Source organism: Azospirillum oryzae (genome assembly GCF_008364795.1).
In the GTDB taxonomy this organism is placed as follows: Bacteria; Pseudomonadota; Alphaproteobacteria; order Azospirillales; family Azospirillaceae; genus Azospirillum; species Azospirillum oryzae.
On the sequence record NZ_VTTM01000006.1, the window covers coordinates 45,092 to 61,693 of the forward strand.

14 protein-coding genes and 3 pseudogenes are annotated in these 16,602 nt (G+C 64.4%); 6 read left to right on the plus strand and 11 right to left on the minus strand.

Features of this window, described 5'->3' with window-relative positions; translation table 11 throughout:
* The first annotated feature begins 121 nt into the window (after positions 1–121).
* Together FZ938_RS17410 and FZ938_RS17415 are read left to right on the plus strand one after the other, a co-directional pair.
* Complete coding sequence (locus FZ938_RS17410) at positions 122–1,132, plus strand: AAA family ATPase (RefSeq protein ID WP_246457359.1); 1,011 nt, start codon at positions 122–124, stop codon at positions 1,130–1,132.
* Complete coding sequence (locus FZ938_RS17415; protein WP_149199741.1) at positions 1,122–2,069, plus strand: ParB/RepB/Spo0J family partition protein; 948 nt, start codon at positions 1,122–1,124, stop codon at positions 2,067–2,069. Before FZ938_RS17410 ends, FZ938_RS17415 begins: the two co-directional genes overlap by 11 nt.
* Before the next feature lie 459 nt (positions 2,070–2,528).
* Here FZ938_RS17415 and FZ938_RS17420 read toward each other — a convergent pair whose 3' ends face one another.
* The gene (locus FZ938_RS17420; RefSeq protein WP_149199742.1) at positions 2,529–2,873 is read right to left on the minus strand and encodes a hypothetical protein; all 345 of its coding nucleotides are present in this window, start codon (positions 2,871–2,873) and stop codon (positions 2,529–2,531) included.
* Between the two features lie 176 nt (positions 2,874–3,049).
* Complete coding sequence (locus FZ938_RS30630) at positions 3,050–3,202, minus strand: hypothetical protein (RefSeq protein ID WP_174757121.1); 153 nt, start codon at positions 3,200–3,202, stop codon at positions 3,050–3,052.
* A 231-nt stretch (positions 3,203–3,433) separates the two neighbouring features.
* Here FZ938_RS30630 and FZ938_RS30635 point away from each other — a divergent pair, with 231 nt between their 5' ends.
* Together FZ938_RS30635 and FZ938_RS17425 are read left to right on the plus strand one after the other, a co-directional pair.
* On the plus strand, positions 3,434–3,580 hold the full coding sequence (locus tag FZ938_RS30635) for a hypothetical protein (protein WP_174757120.1): 147 nt from the start codon (positions 3,434–3,436) through the stop codon (positions 3,578–3,580).
* A gap of 77 nt (positions 3,581–3,657) precedes the next feature.
* Complete coding sequence (locus tag FZ938_RS17425; protein ID WP_246457358.1) at positions 3,658–4,356, plus strand: DsbA family protein; 699 nt, start codon at positions 3,658–3,660, stop codon at positions 4,354–4,356.
* A gap of 419 nt (positions 4,357–4,775) precedes the next feature.
* Here the strand turns inward: FZ938_RS17425 and FZ938_RS17430 are convergent, their stop codons facing one another.
* The 4 genes and pseudogenes from FZ938_RS17430 to FZ938_RS17440 form a co-directional block, all read right to left on the minus strand.
* Positions 4,776–5,546 carry an IS110 family RNA-guided transposase gene (locus FZ938_RS17430; protein WP_246799046.1) on the minus strand — a complete coding sequence of 257 codons (771 nt, stop codon included), beginning with the start codon at positions 5,544–5,546 and terminating at the stop codon, positions 4,776–4,778.
* 62 nt (positions 5,547–5,608) lie between these two features.
* Positions 5,609–5,806 (minus strand): annotated as a pseudogene (locus tag FZ938_RS31070) (IS110 family transposase); the annotation flags it as partial.
* Between the two features lie 130 nt (positions 5,807–5,936).
* Positions 5,937–7,172, minus strand: coding sequence for an AraC family transcriptional regulator (locus tag FZ938_RS17435; RefSeq protein WP_246799048.1), 1,236 nt, complete (start codon positions 7,170–7,172; stop codon positions 5,937–5,939).
* Positions 7,173–7,233: 61 nt separating this feature from the next.
* Positions 7,234–8,514, minus strand: a complete 1,281-nt coding sequence (locus FZ938_RS17440; protein WP_246457357.1) for a DEAD/DEAH box helicase — start codon at positions 8,512–8,514, stop codon at positions 7,234–7,236.
* Positions 8,515–9,011: 497 nt separating this feature from the next.
* Between FZ938_RS17440 and FZ938_RS17445 the strand changes: the two are divergent.
* Positions 9,012–9,125: pseudogene (locus tag FZ938_RS17445) on the plus strand (IS5/IS1182 family transposase); the annotation flags it as partial.
* A 226-nt stretch (positions 9,126–9,351) separates the two neighbouring features.
* On the opposite strand, the gene FZ938_RS17450 reads toward FZ938_RS17445, so the two are convergent.
* The 4 genes from FZ938_RS17450 to FZ938_RS17465 all read right to left on the minus strand — a co-directional run bounded on the left by FZ938_RS17450 (position 9,352) and on the right by FZ938_RS17465 (position 15,009).
* Entirely contained in the window at positions 9,352–9,774 is a 423-nt protein-coding gene (locus FZ938_RS17450; protein ID WP_149199743.1) for a site-specific integrase, read from the minus strand.
* A gap of 106 nt (positions 9,775–9,880) precedes the next feature.
* The gene (locus FZ938_RS17455; RefSeq protein ID WP_211101091.1) at positions 9,881–10,291 is read right to left on the minus strand and encodes a nuclear transport factor 2 family protein; all 411 of its coding nucleotides are present in this window, start codon (positions 10,289–10,291) and stop codon (positions 9,881–9,883) included.
* A gap of 128 nt (positions 10,292–10,419) precedes the next feature.
* Positions 10,420–13,617 (minus strand): efflux RND transporter permease subunit, encoded by a 3,198-nt coding sequence (locus FZ938_RS17460; RefSeq protein ID WP_149199744.1) that lies wholly within the window; start codon positions 13,615–13,617, stop codon positions 10,420–10,422.
* Positions 13,618–13,629: 12 nt separating this feature from the next.
* On the minus strand, positions 13,630–15,009 hold the full coding sequence (locus FZ938_RS17465) for an efflux RND transporter periplasmic adaptor subunit (RefSeq protein WP_246799050.1): 1,380 nt from the start codon (positions 15,007–15,009) through the stop codon (positions 13,630–13,632).
* A gap of 259 nt (positions 15,010–15,268) precedes the next feature.
* Here FZ938_RS17465 and FZ938_RS31575 point away from each other — a divergent pair.
* A pseudogene (locus tag FZ938_RS31575) lies at positions 15,269–15,532 on the plus strand (helix-turn-helix transcriptional regulator); the annotation flags it as partial.
* A 288-nt stretch (positions 15,533–15,820) separates the two neighbouring features.
* Here FZ938_RS31575 and FZ938_RS17475 read toward each other — a convergent pair.
* Positions 15,821–16,573, minus strand: a complete 753-nt coding sequence (locus FZ938_RS17475; protein WP_149199745.1) for an SDR family NAD(P)-dependent oxidoreductase — start codon at positions 16,571–16,573, stop codon at positions 15,821–15,823.
* Positions 16,574–16,602 lie beyond the last annotated feature (29 nt).

A 16,602-nucleotide genomic window follows, 5' to 3' on the forward strand; every position in this document is an offset into this window, starting at 1 on the left:
GAGGTGTGACCGATTGAACAACAAGGAAGGAGGGGATCGTTGCCGCACCCCCTGGCACCTTGACCGGAGCCGCACCCCCTCATAGAGTGCGAAATGAATGTGCGCTGGAAGGGGGACATCCATGCGTGGCGAGGACATGCGCAGTTACCGAGAGGGCCGCGGGCTCAGCCAGCCCGACTTTGCGGTTTTCCTCAATGAGGGCCTTGGCCGTAGGTATGGCCGCCAGCAGATCTCCCGCTGGGAAAACGGCGCCGAGCGAATTCCGGAAGCCGTGGCCGGGCTCCTGCGGAAGGAAATGCTGGGGCCGGAGGCCGATCACGGCCCGGCGCTGGTCACCGTTCTGACCAACCAGAAGGGCGGTGTTGGCAAGACGACAACGGCCGTGAACGTCGCGACGATCATCGCGCAGAGCGGCTCGAAGACCCTGCTGATCGACGCGGACGCGCAGGCGAACGCTACTCTGCATCTCGGCGTCAACGCCATGGAACGTGAGGAGCAAGCCAGGACTCTCTATGACGCCCTGCTGGGCAAGACGAACATCCGGGACTGCGTCGTGACGATGGAGCGATCCGGCCTGGACCTGCTGCCCTCCAGCATCCGGCTGTCGCAGGGTGAGGTCGAGTTGGCGGCGAAGCCGGCTCCAAACTTCACTCTGCGCGGCTGTCTCGCAGAGATTCGGAAGCGTTACGATCACATCATCATCGACTGCCCCCCCAATCTGGGGCAGATGACCCTCAACGGGCTGACGGCCGCTGACCTCGTCCTCATCCCCTGCCAGGCTGAATTGATGGCTATATCGGGTGTCGATTACTTGCTCAAGACGATCGACGAATTGCAGCGGCTGTGCCACCCGACGCTGAACATTCTTGGCCTGCTGCCGACCATGTATACCCAGCGCAACACGCAGGACCGCGAAAGCCTTACCCTCATCCATGAACGCTACGGCAAGGCCATGCGCGTCTTCGAGCCGGTTCCGCGCTCGACCACCTATGCGCAGGCAGTTGCTGCCGGTCGCGCGACCATCGAGGTGGCTCCGGACGTTGCCGGCGCCCCCGCCTTCCAAACCATCGCAAGCGCTCTGATGACCGAGCGCACGAAGCGCTTCGGCGCGGAGGTCTCCCATGCCGCCTAAGATCCAGCGTTCCAACCCCGCCTTTTTCGGGGCGAAGACGGAAATCGTGGAGTCAGGCGAACCCGAGCGGCGCACCTCGACGGTAGGAGCCCTTGTCGGTGCTCCTGAAAACGCGACCCGGATAGTCCACCTGCCGGTGGACCTCGTCGACAATAATCCCAATCAGACGCGAACCCATTTCGACCCGTCGGAACTCGCTGCCTTACAGCAGTCCATTTCCACCCACGGCCTACAGCAGCCGATCGGGGTGAGGCAGAGAGACGACGGACGCTACCAACTGGTGTTCGGCGAACGCCGGCTGCGCTGCGTTCGGACCCTGGGCCAGCGCACCATCGCGTGCGTGCTCGTTGGCGCCGAACTCGACGATGCCGAGATCACCGTCGTCGAGAACATGCTGCGGACTGACCTCAACCCGTTCGAGCAGGCCGACGCGATGGCGCTCCTAAAGGAGCGTCGTGGCTGCACGAACGTTGATGTCGGGCGCATCGTCGGCATGGACCGGAGCGACGTCTCGCGGACGTTGTTGCTCCGCAACCTCCCGGCCCAAATCCGTGACGAGTACGAGCAACAGGTCGACAAGCCCGCCCGTTACAAGTTGTGGAAGATCGCTGCGTTGGCCTCGCCTGATGAGCAGATCGCTGCCTGGCAGGCACTGATCGGCGGTTCCGACGCCGCTACATCGGCGGCGGACAGTCTGGGAGCGGATAAAAACCTCGTGGCTGATGATGGGAGCCGGCGCGACACTCGTCGGGATTCGTCCGCCGTTACTCTCAGCGCGTTCAGCCTGCGCGTGGCGCGTCACTTCCAGCGTTCGCGGGATGCCCTCCTGGCCTTCCAAGACAAGCCGAAGCGGCTTGAGGACAGCGATCGCCAAATGCTGAATGACATGAAGGCTGCGATTGAGAGGATCCTGGCCGGGGATACCGATCCGGCGTGACAGTCGGAGGCGTGGAAATTTCCACGCGCATAATTCCCCCTGCGTGGGAGACTACGGTTTTCCAGGCCGTGGTCGGCCCTATGTGCTCCGCACCAGCCATCCCCGTCCACCCTTCACCCAGCCCCGCACCCTGGGATGGGACGCCTCGATCTAGCGCATCCTGTCCTGGACGCCGGGTGGGTGTGACGGGAAGAGCGTGGAAATTTCCACGCGCATATTTTTGCCGGCGTGGAAGAGCGCGCCGTCTCAGACAGGCCTGGCCTGGACCAGCCCCTGCATCTCCGTGCGCAACATCCCCGCTCCCCTTCTCATGCCCGCTGGACCTGACACCAGCGGCTTTGGTCGGGCAGATCCTGACCGCCGAGACGGGCAAAAGCGACGGCGGCAGCGTGGAAATTTCCACGCGCACTTCTCTCCCCGCCTGGGGGACCGGGGTGACCCTATAGAGGGCTTCGCTCCTTAGGCCGCCATCCGGAAGCCGTTGAATCGGCCGTAGACCACTGACCGCAGCACCTGCTCCACCTTTCCTCTGGTGCCAGCATCCCGCTTCCAGGCCACGGTGACTATGCCGGCGCGACCGTCGACGTGATCGACCGGCCCCGCCATGCAGACGCCGTCCAGACGCGCGAAGACCATCTTCCCCACCCGGCACTCGACGGCCCCCTCCACCTCGAAGGTGGCGTGGTCCATGCCGATACAGCGGCTGCGGGCCGGTGCACCGTTCAGGGAGCCGGCCAGCGGCGCACGGACGCAGCGGTTGTGCGGTTCAGCGGCGCCGGAGATGATGCGGATGATGCTGGCCATGGTTGGTGTCTCCCTGTGCGATCGCTCCTGGGGCCAAATGCGAAAATCCGCGGCGGTCACAAGGGCCCGCGCCGCCCGATGATCCACGACGGGCAGGGCCTTGGCCTCGGAACAGGGAGAGGCCGGGTTCTGCGGCCTGGTGCGTGCGGCACCGTTGGGCTCCGCGCCGTGGGCGGTCAGGGCGCTGGCATCGCCTTCAACGCTGCGGCCGCGACGGCTTCCCTCGCCCGCCTTTCCTGGGTCGGCGCCCCTTCGCGCACGGTGATCTCCGCCCAAGAGCACGCCTGCAGCGTAATCGTGGCCACCAAAAGGACGAACATCTTCTTCATGAGGCGGTTCTCCGGATGCGATGGTTTCTCCCGGCCAGATAGCCCCACGACCGCCCACAATGTGGCCGGCGTCGCGTCGTCCTCCACCCTCGCCTCGACCAGGCACCGTCCAGACCGAAAAACGAGATCCTTCAAGCCGCGTGTGATCCGGCGCACCTACGCCGCGGTAATGGTAAAGGCCGTGGGAACGAGGAGCTGGTCATAGACGACGAGCAGCAGGAGATCCTGGCGATGCTTGAGAGCGCGTGGGCGCACGCCGCGCGCCGGCTGCAGGAGCAGGGCATCGCACCCGAGATGGCCGATCCGTCTTACGTGCGGCTGCTCCTGGTAGAGGCTGGCGGTACGATGGGCGGCACCTTCTTCAGTGACCCCTTCTGACCGTCGCCAGAACCGGAGCAGATGCTCTGCAATTTGGGCGCGGCAGATCCTCGGCAGCGTTACCATGAAACCGGCTGTTGCTGGACAGCGTCCTCGTTCCTCAAGCGCGGGAGAAACCCATGGCTGGGCCTCACCTATTCTACATCGCCGATCCCATGTGTTCCTGGTGCTGGGGTTTCTCGCCAGTGATCCGGGCGATTCGGCAGCGATATGCCGGTACCTTGCCGATCCGCTTGATGATGGGCGGGCTGCGGCCGCAGACCACCAAGTCGATGGACGAGGCTGCGAAGCAGAAAACGCGGTCACACTGGGAGCATGTTCAAGCAGCGTCGGGCCAGCCGTTCGATTTCGCGTTCTTCGAACGCGAGGACTTCGTCTACGACACCGATCCTGCCGCTCGGGCCGTGGTCATGGTCCGTCGCAGCGGCATGGAGAGAGCACTCGATTACCTTGCGCTGACCCAGGCCGCCTTCTACGCCGATGGGCGGGATGTGACCGATGAGGCCGTCCTGGCCGATCTCGCGGTGCAGGTAGGCCTCGATCGCGGCGGCTTCATCGAGGCATTCCGCAGCGAGGATGCGAAACAAGAGACGTGGCGGGATTACGGCATCAGCCAGCAGGCCGGGATTACCGGCTTTCCGACCCTTATTGCCGGCGACGGGAAGAGCAACCAGTACGTCGCGGTGTCACAAGGCTACCAGCCGGCGGATCGCGTTCTTCCGCTCATCGGTATGTGGCTGTCGAAAATGATTGGGAGCGACGAGGCGGCGGGCTGAGACCGACACCGACTTTCGAAGGAGGATGGCTGATTACGGGACTGTCCGCGGCTTGAAGAGCGCTTCCGCAGCGGCGCGGGGGTCCGACGCATTGGCGGTCACGTTGCTCTGGCGGGCGCGGCCGCCGGTCAGAGCGGCCAAAGAGGACGTTGGTTCTTTGATTGCGGGCACGAGAGGCAAGCCCTCAAAGGAGGGATTATCGACAACGGCGTTGATGAGGTGCTCTGCCGGCTCTGTGGTTCTTTCCGGGGTCGGGACGGGCCCGCCTCACCATGGTGTGTGAAAGTTCTGGTCTTCCAAGGTGCAAAGCGAGCTCACCCGCAGGGCGGCGCCAAGCAACGTCGCGAAATGACCAGGGCTTCGTCCCGGCAGGGACACCTCTCCGCCGCTGGGGCGGATTCCGAGGAACGATCAGGTGCTCATGCTTGCGCCTCCTTGGTCGACCGGCGGAACTCGCTGCCGGTCACCCAGAGCCGATGCATCAACACCGCCAACTTCCTGGCCAGCGCGACCTTCGCCTTCTTGACGCCGACACGTTTGGCCAGGCGTTGGCCCCAGGCGCGCAACGCGCACCAGCGTGTACAGCGCATCAGCAGCGCGTTGGCCGCTTCGAACAGGTAGGTCCGCAGCAGCCGGTCGCCGCACTTGGAGATGCGTCCTGTGCTGTCCATCTCGCCGGACTGGTAGCGCCGCGGTGTCAGGCCCAGGTAGGCGCCGACACTGCGGGACTTGGCGAACCGGCTTGGCGTGTCGATGGCCGTGGTGAAGGTCACTGCCGTCAGTGCGCCCACCCCGGGGATTGTCATCAGCCGCCGGCTCACCTCGCTATGGCGAGCTTGTTCAATCAGGCGCCGCTCGATCACGCTGATCTGCTCACCGAGCGTCTTCCAGACGGTCAGCAGCGCTTCGATCAATGGCCAGAGGGTGGGCTGGTCGCCAGCCAACTCGCGCACGTTTGCCTCGAACACGCTGCCGCGCCTTTTGTCGAGGACCAGTCCGAAGGTCTTGAGCGTGCCGCGGATCAGGTTGCTGGTTTCGGTACGCATTCCGACCAGCTGCGCTCGGGCTCCGACCAGGGCGCGCGTTTCGTGGCTGGGTAGGCTCTTGACGTCAACCTGCTTGTACCAGCCGGTGCGGACCACCTGGGCAAGCCCCAGGGCATCATTGCGGTCGGCTTTGTTGAGCTGCATGGAGACGCCGCCTTGGCATGGCGGGCGTCCAGGCAGAGAACCGGCAGGCCGCGCTCGTGCAGCCCGTGCCAGAGCCAGGGCGTCAGCGGCCCCGTCTCCAAGCCGATGCGCACCGCGTGCGGCGCCTTGGCACGCCGTGTCGCGGCGATCGTCTCTGGTGTCGTGGGGCACTTGCCCTGCCAGAGCACCTTGCCCGCCCCATCGACCACACAAATGGATGTCTGGGCCTGCGACACGTCCAACCCCACGTACTGTTCCATGGCTGCCCTCGTCGGCGTTGTGGTTGCTGCTCAGCTGTAAACGCCAAGCTCCGGCTTCGAGGGCAGCCGCCCGCAATCACCCCATGTGCAGAAATCGGCTTTGTTGCAAACGCCAGGACGGACGGGAGCGCTACTTCAGCGGCAAAAATAGTTCCGCGACCGCCTCATGCTCCGGCACTTCCGGGAAGAAGCTAATTCGCTGGCAATAGATCGGGAAGTCGCGTGCTTCCTCGCCGCTGGCTGGAAGCCAGTCGCGATAAAGGTAGAGAGCGGCCGGCTCCAGATTGTCGGTGTTGCCGACGACGCGCAGCACCGCGCAACGTCCGCCAGGAATCTCACCGGCTTTGATCTGCTCGCCGTTCGCCTTGATCGGTTGGTCGGTCCCGACACAAAGGTCCACGCTATAATCGGCGGCCGACGCAGGACACCGCTCGGAACGCCAGACATTGAAGGTCGGACTTGTCTTGGGGTGTAGGCCAGCGGCCTTACGCCACGCGATGAACCGCTGGATGGTGGCCCCGAGCGTCGTCGGATCGCCCCGATGTTCCATGATCGCCACCCGCGTCGGGGGCACATCACGAATGGTCACGTCGTCAGTGGTAAAAGTCCTCTGCATGAGCTTGCTCCTCGCGGTGTCGAGAGGCCCAAAGGCCGCAAGCCACGGCTCCCAGTCGGGAGACTTCCGGAACGACGACGGTGATTGCCCGAACCGTTGTCGGAAGGCGCGGGCGAAGGCGTCTGGTGCATCGTAACCGGCATCCATCGCTATGTCCGTGATGCTTTGGGCATCCCTGTAGGCTAACCGGTATGAAGCACGCTTCATGCGCGCGAGTTGGATATAGCGATGTACGGACAGCCCGAAGGTCGCCGTAAACTGTCGGTGGAAATGATATTTCGAGTAGGCTGCGACGCTGCTTAGCGCGTCCAGGTCCAGATCGTCGTCCAAATGCCGGTCTATGTGGTCCAGCACCCGCTGCATCCGGGCATGGTAGTTTTGAAGCGCCGCCTTCATCGTTCTGTCCTCCGTGGCAGCACCAGCTAAGCGCACGTAGATTTGACGTGCTCGTTCAATCTTGCGGTTCTGTAACGGGTCGCAGAACATCGCAACGACGATCAGCAGCACCAGCAGCGCGGCCCGGCCAACTGCTTGATCCCCTTCAGGTCCTGCACTTGGCGCGCGGCGTTCGCCGCAAACCTGGGTGCCGTCGACGCCGATCAGCAGCAGCTCCAGCACGCCGGCGGCGATCAAAATTTCCGCGCATCGGATGATACGCGCGGTGAAATCCATCCGCCGAAAGGGTGTCGCGAAAAGGAGCGGCCGGCCCCATTTTTCCGTGACATTGCCCGGCGTCGGCTTCAGGCCCACAAGAATTCAGGCGCGGTCCCGGGGGACCGCGCCTGATTTGGTCATCCTGCCTGCACGGCGCTTACCAGCGTCCGGCGCGGGCCTGTGACGGCCTGCCCTGGCCGCCGTCGCGCTGCCACGGCCTCGCTCCTCCGCGGCCACCGGCCGGGCGCCCCGCCGGCCGTCCTCCACCGCCGGAGAAGGCGCGTTGCGGCTCGATGCCCGAAATCGTGTGGATCGCCAGCGTCGCGCCGGTGAAGCGTTCGATCCGGGACAGCGTTTCGCGATCGGATCGCGAAGCGAAGGACACCGCGATACCCGATGCGCCCGCCCGGCCGGTGCGGCCGATGCGGTGGACATAGTCTTCGGCCGAGCGCGGCAGGTCGAAGTTGATGACGTGGGTGATGTCGCGCACGTCGATGCCACGTGCCGCTACGTCGGTCGCCACCAGCAGACGGACCTGGCCGGTGCGCAAGCGCTGAAGCGTGCGGTTGCGCTTGGACTGGTCCATGTCGCCATGCAGGGCGGCGGCGGCATGGCCGGCGGCGCTCAGCTCCTCGGCCAGCGCGTCGGCATCGCGCTTGGTCGCGGCGAAGATGATCGCCTTGCCGACCTCTTCCTGGCCGGCGAAGTGCATCAGCAGGCGGCGCTTGTGGTCCATGTCGTCGGCATGGTGCAGGCGCTGTTCCACGTTGATCGCGGTGGCCTGGCTTTCGACGGCAACGCGCTCCGGGTTGCGCAGCAGTTTGCCGGCAAGCTGGCTCATGCGGCGGTCAAGCGTGGCCGTGAACAGCAACGTCTGGCGGTCGGCCTTGCAGGCATCGGCGATCCGCTCGACGTCGTCGAGGAAGCCCATGTCCAGCATGCGGTCCGCTTCATCGAGGATCAGCACCTCGACGGCGCTGAGATCGATCCGCTGACGGTCGATGTGGTCGATCAGACGCCCGGGGGTCGCCACCACGACATGCACCGGGCGCGACAGCATGCGAAGCTGCTCGCCATACGGCATGCCGCCGACCACATCGATGATGTTCATGCGCAGCGGCTTGGCGTATTTGCGCGCCGCCTGGGTGACCTGGCTCGCCAGTTCACGCGTCGGGGCAAGGACGAGGATACGCGGCGCGGCAATACCCGGAACGGGCAATTCGGCCACGCGGGTCAGGGCCGGCAGCATGAAGGCCGCGGTCTTGCCGGTACCGGTTTCGGCGGTGGCCAGGATGTCGCGGCCGGCCAGCGCCGGCGGGATGGCCGCCGCCTGGACCGGCGTCGGCGTGGTATAGCCATGCTCACCGAGAGCCTGGGCGATTTTGAAATGAATGCCGAGTTCGGCGAAAGTCTGGTCGGAAACAATCTGTTCGGACAAGGAGTGGAACCTTCTACAAGCATGACGGCGCAAAGCGGACCATGCCCCCGATTGGGGAACGGTCAAGCGCCGACGATCTCGCCAGGAGGGGGGTCGAACGAGGGAGTTGCGACTTGCTGAAGAGCGCAGCAGAGTGCCACGCCATGAAACCTACCGCGTCTCTCTCAAGAGACGTTCAAGCCTCCAGCGATCAATATGCGTATAGTAGGGTATCGCGTCGCAATATCAAGATTATTCGGCGTTCAGGAAGAAAACCGGATGCTTGCCAGCCATGCGCAAGATTTATCGCATGGCCTGTGGGGACTTGAAGCGGAATGGCAGAGGTTTCCCAATCTTCCGCTTCTCATCTTCTGCCGCCCAACTCAGGGCTGTCCAGCGTCCAGGTTTGGCAGCCTCCCAAGGCCTTATCGACTCCGGGCCTTGCGGGCTGCATAGCGGGCGTCGCGGGCGGTTTCCTGCGCCTCCAATGCCTCTTGCGCAGCGGCCTCACCGCAGCCACCGGCTTGCGCAAAACGCATCATTGCGGCACGGCCTGCGTCGGTTGGGTGTTCACCCTGACCACCACCGCTTACAACCTGATCCGCCTGCCCAAGCTGCTGGCGGCGGCATAATCACGCCCGGAGTCAGCCTGAACGGCGGCTCCGGGAGCCTCAGAGCGAGAAAAAGCGCCCCATCTCGACCAAAACGCACACCGCAGACCGCATTTCTAAGCCTCAGCGGACGAAAGATCGTCATACAGGTCCGTTTTCCCGCGGCCTGCTAAACTGTTTGGTTGCGGCCTTTTTCTTGACCGTGATCTTTGGCAATCTGCGCCGCAGTCGTTGAGTTCCCCTCGACCTACAGCAGGTCGGCGGCCGGGTTCTGGTGCACGGCGCCGGTCTGGAAGTAGCGGGCGGCGATGCGGTGGCTCTTGTGGCCGGAGAGCTGCATCAGCAGGTCGAGCGGGATACCGTCGCGTCCGCCGGTGGTGAGGAAACCCGAACGCAACGAATGCGCGGCGTAGGCGGCCGGAACCGGAACAGCGGACCGTCGGTGATGTTCTGGTCGGCGAGCAGCCGGAGCCAGCGGCGCAGCGCGTCGGCGGCCGCCGCTGGCGAAGGCAACGGCGAGGAGGGCGCGGTCGCGCACACCGCGAGTGTCTTCCGGCAGCGCATCGAGCATCGGCCCAAGCACGTCGTCGCGGGTGTCGGCCCGCTTGGCCCGGGGGGTGATGCGGCGGGCGGCCGGGGCGCGGCGGGCTTGGCGCAGCAGGTCGCGCACCCCGGGATGCAGGGAGGGGCTGGGCAGGCCGCGGGCGCGGTGCAGGGCGGCCAGGGTGACCAGCCGCCGTTCGGTGGTGGTCAGGCCGAGCGGTCAACCTGAGACCTCAGCGTTCCGCCGGATTGAGCAGCACCCAGAGCTTGGCGATCTTTCCGTCGACCACTTCAGCCACATCGCTCCCCGTGACGGCAACCGGACCATTTGCCGGACCGGCCTTCCATGTCAGCACCCCGAGGCCGTGATGCCCCACGGCGTCGCCCTCCGGTTGGAAACGAAACGCAGGCCCGAACTGCTCCAGGAGAGTGCCCGCGACCTCCGAGATGGCCGCACGCCCTCTTACGATATTGGTCGGTTCGTACATGATCGGCTCAGCCACGAAGAGTTCCGCAATGGCTTTCGCGCGCTTCCCGGCATCACGTTCATTGAAGACACGCTCCAGATTCGAGCGCAGAAGGTGACTGTAGTCCGGTTCTTCGGACAAATGCATGTTGTGATCCGCATTGGACATGTTGTTCATCCTCTCCTGCGCGGCATGGCAGCCACCATGACGCCGTTGTAAATTTCACCAGATTTGGCGTGGAAGGCGGCCACCAGGGCATCGGCGCCGCGGGGCCTCCCTAAGCCCTGCGGCGCCCTGATACGCTGTCATTCTCCAGGCTGATGCCGCGTTTGCAGACCGACTTCTTCCGCTGCGACGGGATGCTGGTTGACCGCCAGCGGTCCACTGAAGAGACGGCGGACGACCGTGTAGAACACCGGCGTGAAGATTAGGCCGAAGATGGTCACGCCCAACATCCCCATGAACACCGCCGTGCCCAGGGTCTGTCGCATCTCCGATCCGGCCCCCTGCGCGATCATCAGCGGCACGACGCCGAGAATGAAGGCGAGAGAGGTCATCAGGATCGGACGAAGGCGTGTGCGTGCCGCCTCCACCGCCGCCTCGAAACGGTTCTTTCCCTCGAAAAGTTCGTTCTGGCGGGCGAATTCGACGATGAGGATGGCGTTCTTGGCGGCAAGACCGACCAGGACGACGAAGCCGACCTGGGCCAGGATGTCGACGGCCATGCCGCGGATCATCAAGCCGGTCACCGCCGCCAACAGGCACATGGGGACGATCAGGATGACCGACAGCGGCATGGTCCAGCTCTCATACTGGGCCGCAAGCACCAGAAAGACGAACAGCACCGACAACCCGAAGACCATCAAACCGCTGTTTCCAGCAGCTTTTTCCTGATAGGCCAATTCCGTCCACTCGAAACCGAAGCCGTCCGGCAGCACCTCGGCAGCCGCCTTCTCCATGGCGGCCAGGGCGTAGCCGGTGGAGAAGCCGGGCAGTGTGTTGCCCTGCAGTTCCGCTGCCGGATAGAGGTTGTAGCGGGCGGCGCGGTAGGGGCCGGTGATGTCGGTCAGTGCAGCCACCGCACCAATCGGAACCATCTCGCCGCGCTCATTGCGCGTCTTCAGGTTGGCGAGGTCGTGCGGGTCCTGGCGGAATCGGCCGTCGGCCTGCGCGGTGACCCGGTAGGTGCGGCCCAGCAGGTTGAATTCGTTCACAAAGGCCGAACCGACATAGATCTGCAGCGCCTCGAACACCTGATCGGCGGTCACCCCCAGCATCTCCGCCCTCTGGCGGTCGATATCGGCGTAGATCTTGGGGGTCTTGGTGTTGAACAGCGTGAACACGCCGACCAGCCCCGGGATTTTGTTGGCCGCGGCGGACAGCTCCGTCACCGCCGCATCGAGTGCCGGCAGGCCGCGACCCCGCTTGTCCTCCACCATCATCTTGAAGCCGCCGGCATTGCCGATGCCACGAACCGGCGGTGGCGGGATGGTGATGATGAAGGCGTCCTCGATGGAGGCCAGCCGCTGCCTCAGATCGGCCAGGACCGCGTCGGCGGAATGGCCGTCCCTGATGCGATCCTCGAAGGGGGCGAGGGTCACGAAGATCGCCCCGGCGTTCGGCGCGTTGGTGAAGGTGGCGCCATCGAAGCCGGCGAAGGGAACGGCATGGATGACACCGGGCGCCTTCAGCAGCACGTCCACCGACTTGCGCACCACCTCGTCGGTTCGGGCGAGCGAAGACCCCGGCGGCAACTGCACCACGGTGATCAGGTAACCCTGGTCCTGGTTGGGAATGAAGCCGGTCGGTGCCCGGTTGAACTGCCAGCCGGTCACGCCGAGCAGCAGCAGATAGACCGGCAGGACGATGAAGGGCAGCCGCACCAGCCGCCGCGTCAGCCCGGCATAGCCGTTGGACAGCCGCTCGAACCCGGCGTTGAAACCGCGGAAGAAGGCGGCGATCGGCCGCATCGGCAGCGACGGCTTGGGCGGGTTCTCCTGGTGGGGCTTGAACAGCAGGGCGCAGAGCGCCGGGCTGAGTGTCAACGACACAAGGCAGGAGATCACCGTGGCGCTCGCAATGGTCACCGCGAACTGCCGGAAGAACTGGCCGGAAATGCCGCTGACCAGGGCGGCGGGAACGAACACGGCGGTCAGGACCAGGGCGATGGCGATCAGCGCCCCGCCAACCTCGTTCATCGTCTCGTGCGCGGCATCCTTGGGCTTCATGCCGCGGCGGATGAAGCGCTCCACATTCTCCACCACGACGATGGCGTCATCGACCACGATGCCGATCGCCAGCACCAGACCGAACAGCGACAGCGTATTCAACGAATAGCCCAGCCCCGCCAGCACCGCGAAAGTGCCGACCAGCGACACCGGAATGGCCAGAATGGGAACGATCGAGGCGCGCCAGGATTGGAGGAACAGGATGACGACGACGACGACCAACACGACGGCCTCGTAGATCGTCTTGTAAACCTCCTCGACCGACTGGGCGATGAACTCCGTGGGGTTGTAGACGACATCGTAGCGCATGCCGGCGGGGAAGCTCTTGGAGAGATCCTCCATCGTCGTCAGGATGCGGTTGGCCGTCTCCAGAGCGTTGGAGCCGGGCCGTTGAAAGACCACCAGCGGCACCGCGGACTGGCGATCAAGGTAGGCGTTCAAATTGTAGTCCTGGGCGCCAAGCTCGATGCGGGCCACATCGCGCAGGCGGGTGACGGCGGTGCCGTCGGTCTTCACGATGATGTTGCCGAAGTCGCGCGCATCGGTGAGGCGGCCCAGCGTCTCGACATTCAGCTGGAACGCGCCGGGGGTCGGAACCGGCGGCTGGTTGATGACACCGCCCGACACCTGGACGTTCTGCGCCTGGATGGCGCGGACGACGTCTCCCGCGGTGAGCCCGCGTGCCGCCACCTTGTCGGGGTCGAGCCAGACGCGCATGGCATAATCGCGGGCACCGAACACCTGTACGTCGCCGACGCCGTCCAGGCGTGCCAGCACGTCCTTGATCTGCAACAGCGCGTAATTCGACATGTAGAGCTGGTCGCGCTCCCCGCCCGGCGAATTCAGGTGGATCACCATCAGCATGTCGGGCGAGTTCTTGCGCACGGTCACGCCGATGCGCCGCACCTCTTCCGGTAACCTTGGCTCGGCGACGGAAAGACGATTCTGCACGAGCACCTGGGCGGTGTCGAGATCGGTGCCGAGCTTGAAGGTGATGGTCAATTGCAGACGGCCGTCGCTGGTCGCCTGCGAGGTCATGTAGAGCATGTTCTCGACGCCGTTGATCTCCTGCTCCATCGGAGCGGAAACGGTGTCGGCAACCACCTGCGCCGAGGCGCCGGGATATGTCGTGTTCACCACGATGGTCGGCGGTGCGATCTCGGGATACTGCGCGACGGGCAGGGTCAGGTAGGCGAAGACGCCGACGAGCGTGATGACGATGGACAGGACGGCCGCGAAGATCGGCCGGTTGATGAAGAAGTGCGAGATGTTCATGACGGTCGCCCCTCACCCGGCCGGCTGTTTCGGCGGTTCGATTTTTGGAGGCTCGATCGATCCTTCCTGCGGCGTCACCTTGGCGCCGGGGCGGGCACGGACCAGACCGTTGATGATCACCCGGTCGGTGTCCGCCAGTCCGGATCGAACGATGCGCAGACCGTTTTCCATCGGGCCGAGCCGCACCGGCTTGGGCACCACAGTGCCGTCGTCGGATACCGTCAGCACGATCTTGTTGGCCTGGTCGCTGACCACCGCCTGATCCGGGATCAGGGTCGCGGTGTAGCGGTCGGACCCCGGCAGGCGCAGCCGCCCGAACTGACCGGGCGTCAGGACATTGTTAGGGTTGCGGAAGACGGCGCGCGCCCGGATGGTGCCGGACCCGGCATTCACCTGATTGTCAACGAAATCGAGCGTGCCTTTCAGCGTCCAATCACGCTCATCGAACAGGCGGGCCTCGACCTCGATGCCGCCGTCGCGCTGCGAGCGCAGGGTACCTTTCTGGGCGGCACGGACATAGGCGAGGAAGTCGGCCTCGCTCATGTCGAAGGTGAAGTAGATCGGGTCGAGGGAAACGATGGTGGTCAGCAGTGTCGCCGCACCGCCCTCACCGCCGGCGATCAGATTGCCCACGCTGACCTCGCGGCGGCTGATGCGACCGGCAAGCGGCGCCAGGATACGCGTGAAGCTGAGATTCAGTTCGGCGGTGCGGATGGCGGCCTTCGCCACTTCGACCCCTGCAGCATCGACGCGGACCTGCTGCTGTCGCTCATCAAAGACGCTGACAGCGACATTATCGCTGCGCCGCAATTCGGCCGCACGGCCCAACTGACGGGTCGACAGGTCCAGCTTGGCTTCGGCCTGCTGCAATTCGGCCTTTACTGAGGCGAGCGTCGCCTCGAAGGGGCGTGGATCGATGACGAACAGCAGGTCGCCGGCCTTGACCATCTGGCCGTCCCGGAAGTTGACGCTGTCGAGATAGCCACTCACTCGAGCGCGGATTGCCACCGAATCCACGGCCTGGAACTGGCCGGTGAATTCATCCCACTCGACGATGTCCTTGCGCAGCGGCCGGCTGACCGTCACCGGCGGTGCGCCAGCCCCGGCCGCCTGGGCAAGGGCCAGGCTCGGCCCCCAGGCATGTGCACCGGCCAGCCACAGGCAGGCAACCGCAATGATGGTCAGAAGAAGTCTGCCGATCCCGGCCGCCCGCAGCCTTACCAGGGCGGCATCGGCAGCCATTGCTGCAATCATGGCGCTCCCCCGTCCATCGGGAGGCTGATCCTGAGGTCGTAATGACAGTGATTTGCCGCGAGAGAAAAGAATTGGACGGCCCTTGCCCCAACCACGGTCCGCAATCTTTGTCCCATCCTTGGTGGTGATGACGTTCATCATCATGAATCCTTTCCAGTTGGACGTGCTCTGTTTGCTGGTACCGTCCCTCCCTCGAGGAACCAGGCACGCAAGAACTGCAATTTGTTCCATAACGGCACTACTGAAACGAATCTAGATGATCTGTCCGGCTATATGTTGAAAGCGTATTTTGTGTGCGGTGGGAAACACGCCAGACATGCATAAACGAATATTTGTTCAGGTCATGCCAGACATAGATGAACCGCTTAATGAGCATGTGTGCATGGCGGTTGAAATGATGAACGCTGACATCGCGCATAACTTTAAGATTAAGGATTTGTCATCGTCCATCGGAATCTCGCGTTCCCATCTTACGTCTTTGTTCAATGCGGCGTTCGGATTACCCCCATACCAGTGGCTTCTGCAAAGGAGGCTCGACGCTGCGCGGACGCAATTAATGGAGGGGCCTCGCAGCATCACCGATATTGCGCTTTCCTGCGGATTTAATTCCTCCCAGCACTTTGCAACCGCCTTCCGTACCCGCTTTGGGCTGTCTCCCTCGGCATATCGACGAAAATGGGGCCGCACCTCCGACGAAAGCGGCGTGACGGGTTTGTCGCAGGAGCGCCGCAGGTGTGGCAGGTGTCATGCGCGATGGCGCTCCGCGATGTGGGATTTTATCGGCTGTCTGACTGGTGAGCAGGGCCGTCGCGAAACCCTGCACTTGCCAGTTCATAGCCGGACCTTGGATTGGCCGCGTTCAAAAAAAGACCGATGCACGGATGCCGGTGCACAATTTCACGTCCAATCGGACAAGATCCCTCGCCTTGGGGCTGGCGAACGGCTTGGGTCACAGAGACAGGCCACCATCGACGGTCAGCGATGCGCCGGTGATGTAGCCGGCCTCCGGACCGACGAGGAAGGCAACCGCCGCGGCGACCTCCTCCGGCTCGCCATAGCGGCCGAGCGCCGACATGCCTTTCAACAGGTCCGCAACAGCCCCTTCCTTGGGGGCCATGTCGGTGTTGATGGGACCGGGCTGGACAACGTTCACGGTGATCCGGCGGGCGCCCAGGTCACGCGCCCAGCCACGGCTGTAGGCGGCGACAGCCGCCTTGGAGGCGACATAGTCCGCGATCCCGGGAAAGGCTGCGCGATGGCTGGCGCCGGCCGTGCCGATGGACACGATGCGGCCGCCGTCGCTGAGCAGCGGAATGGCCGTCCGGACGGCACTGACCACAGCCTTCACGTTGATGTCCAGCTGGCGGTCGAAGGCCACCGGGTCCGCCGCGGGATCGCCGGCGACCCCTGTTATGAAAACACCGGCCGAGTTGACCAGGATGTCGAGCCGGTTAAAGGCATTGTGCGCAGCCTTCACCAGGGCTTCGACCTCCGGGCCGATTGCCTGATCGGCCTTGATTGCGACGGCCCGCCGGCCCAGAGCCTCGAGGTCCTCGACCATCTGCCCGGCCTGCTCCTTCGACGAGCCGTAGCTGAAAACGATGTCCGCGCCTTCGCTGGCGAGCCGGCGGACGATGGCGGCGCCAATGCCCCGCGACCCACCGGTAACGAGGGCGACCTTGCCCAGAAGGGTCTGTGTCATGATCATCTCCGTGTGTAAGCCGTCCCGTT

Coding starts and splice junctions, on each gene's coding strand:
- FZ938_RS17475 (WP_149199745.1), bottom strand. CDS start 16,573: ATGACACAGACCCTTCTGGGCAAGGTCGCCCTCGTTACCGGTGGGTCG.
- FZ938_RS17430 (WP_246799046.1), bottom strand. CDS start 5,546: ATGCAGCTCAACAAAGCCGACCGCAATGATGCCCTGGGGCTTGCCCAG.
- FZ938_RS17410 (WP_246457359.1), top strand. CDS start 122: ATGCGTGGCGAGGACATGCGCAGTTACCGAGAGGGCCGCGGGCTCAGC.
- FZ938_RS17455 (WP_211101091.1), bottom strand. CDS start 10,291: ATGAACAACATGTCCAATGCGGATCACAACATGCATTTGTCCGAAGAA.
- FZ938_RS17465 (WP_246799050.1), bottom strand. CDS start 15,009: ATGAACGTCATCACCACCAAGGATGGGACAAAGATTGCGGACCGTGGT.
- FZ938_RS17415 (WP_149199741.1), top strand. CDS start 1,122: ATGCCGCCTAAGATCCAGCGTTCCAACCCCGCCTTTTTCGGGGCGAAG.
- FZ938_RS30635 (WP_174757120.1), top strand. CDS start 3,434: ATGCTTGAGAGCGCGTGGGCGCACGCCGCGCGCCGGCTGCAGGAGCAG.
- FZ938_RS17420 (WP_149199742.1), bottom strand. CDS start 2,873: ATGGCCAGCATCATCCGCATCATCTCCGGCGCCGCTGAACCGCACAAC.
- FZ938_RS30630 (WP_174757121.1), bottom strand. CDS start 3,202: ATGAAGAAGATGTTCGTCCTTTTGGTGGCCACGATTACGCTGCAGGCG.
- FZ938_RS17460 (WP_149199744.1), bottom strand. CDS start 13,617: ATGAACATCTCGCACTTCTTCATCAACCGGCCGATCTTCGCGGCCGTC.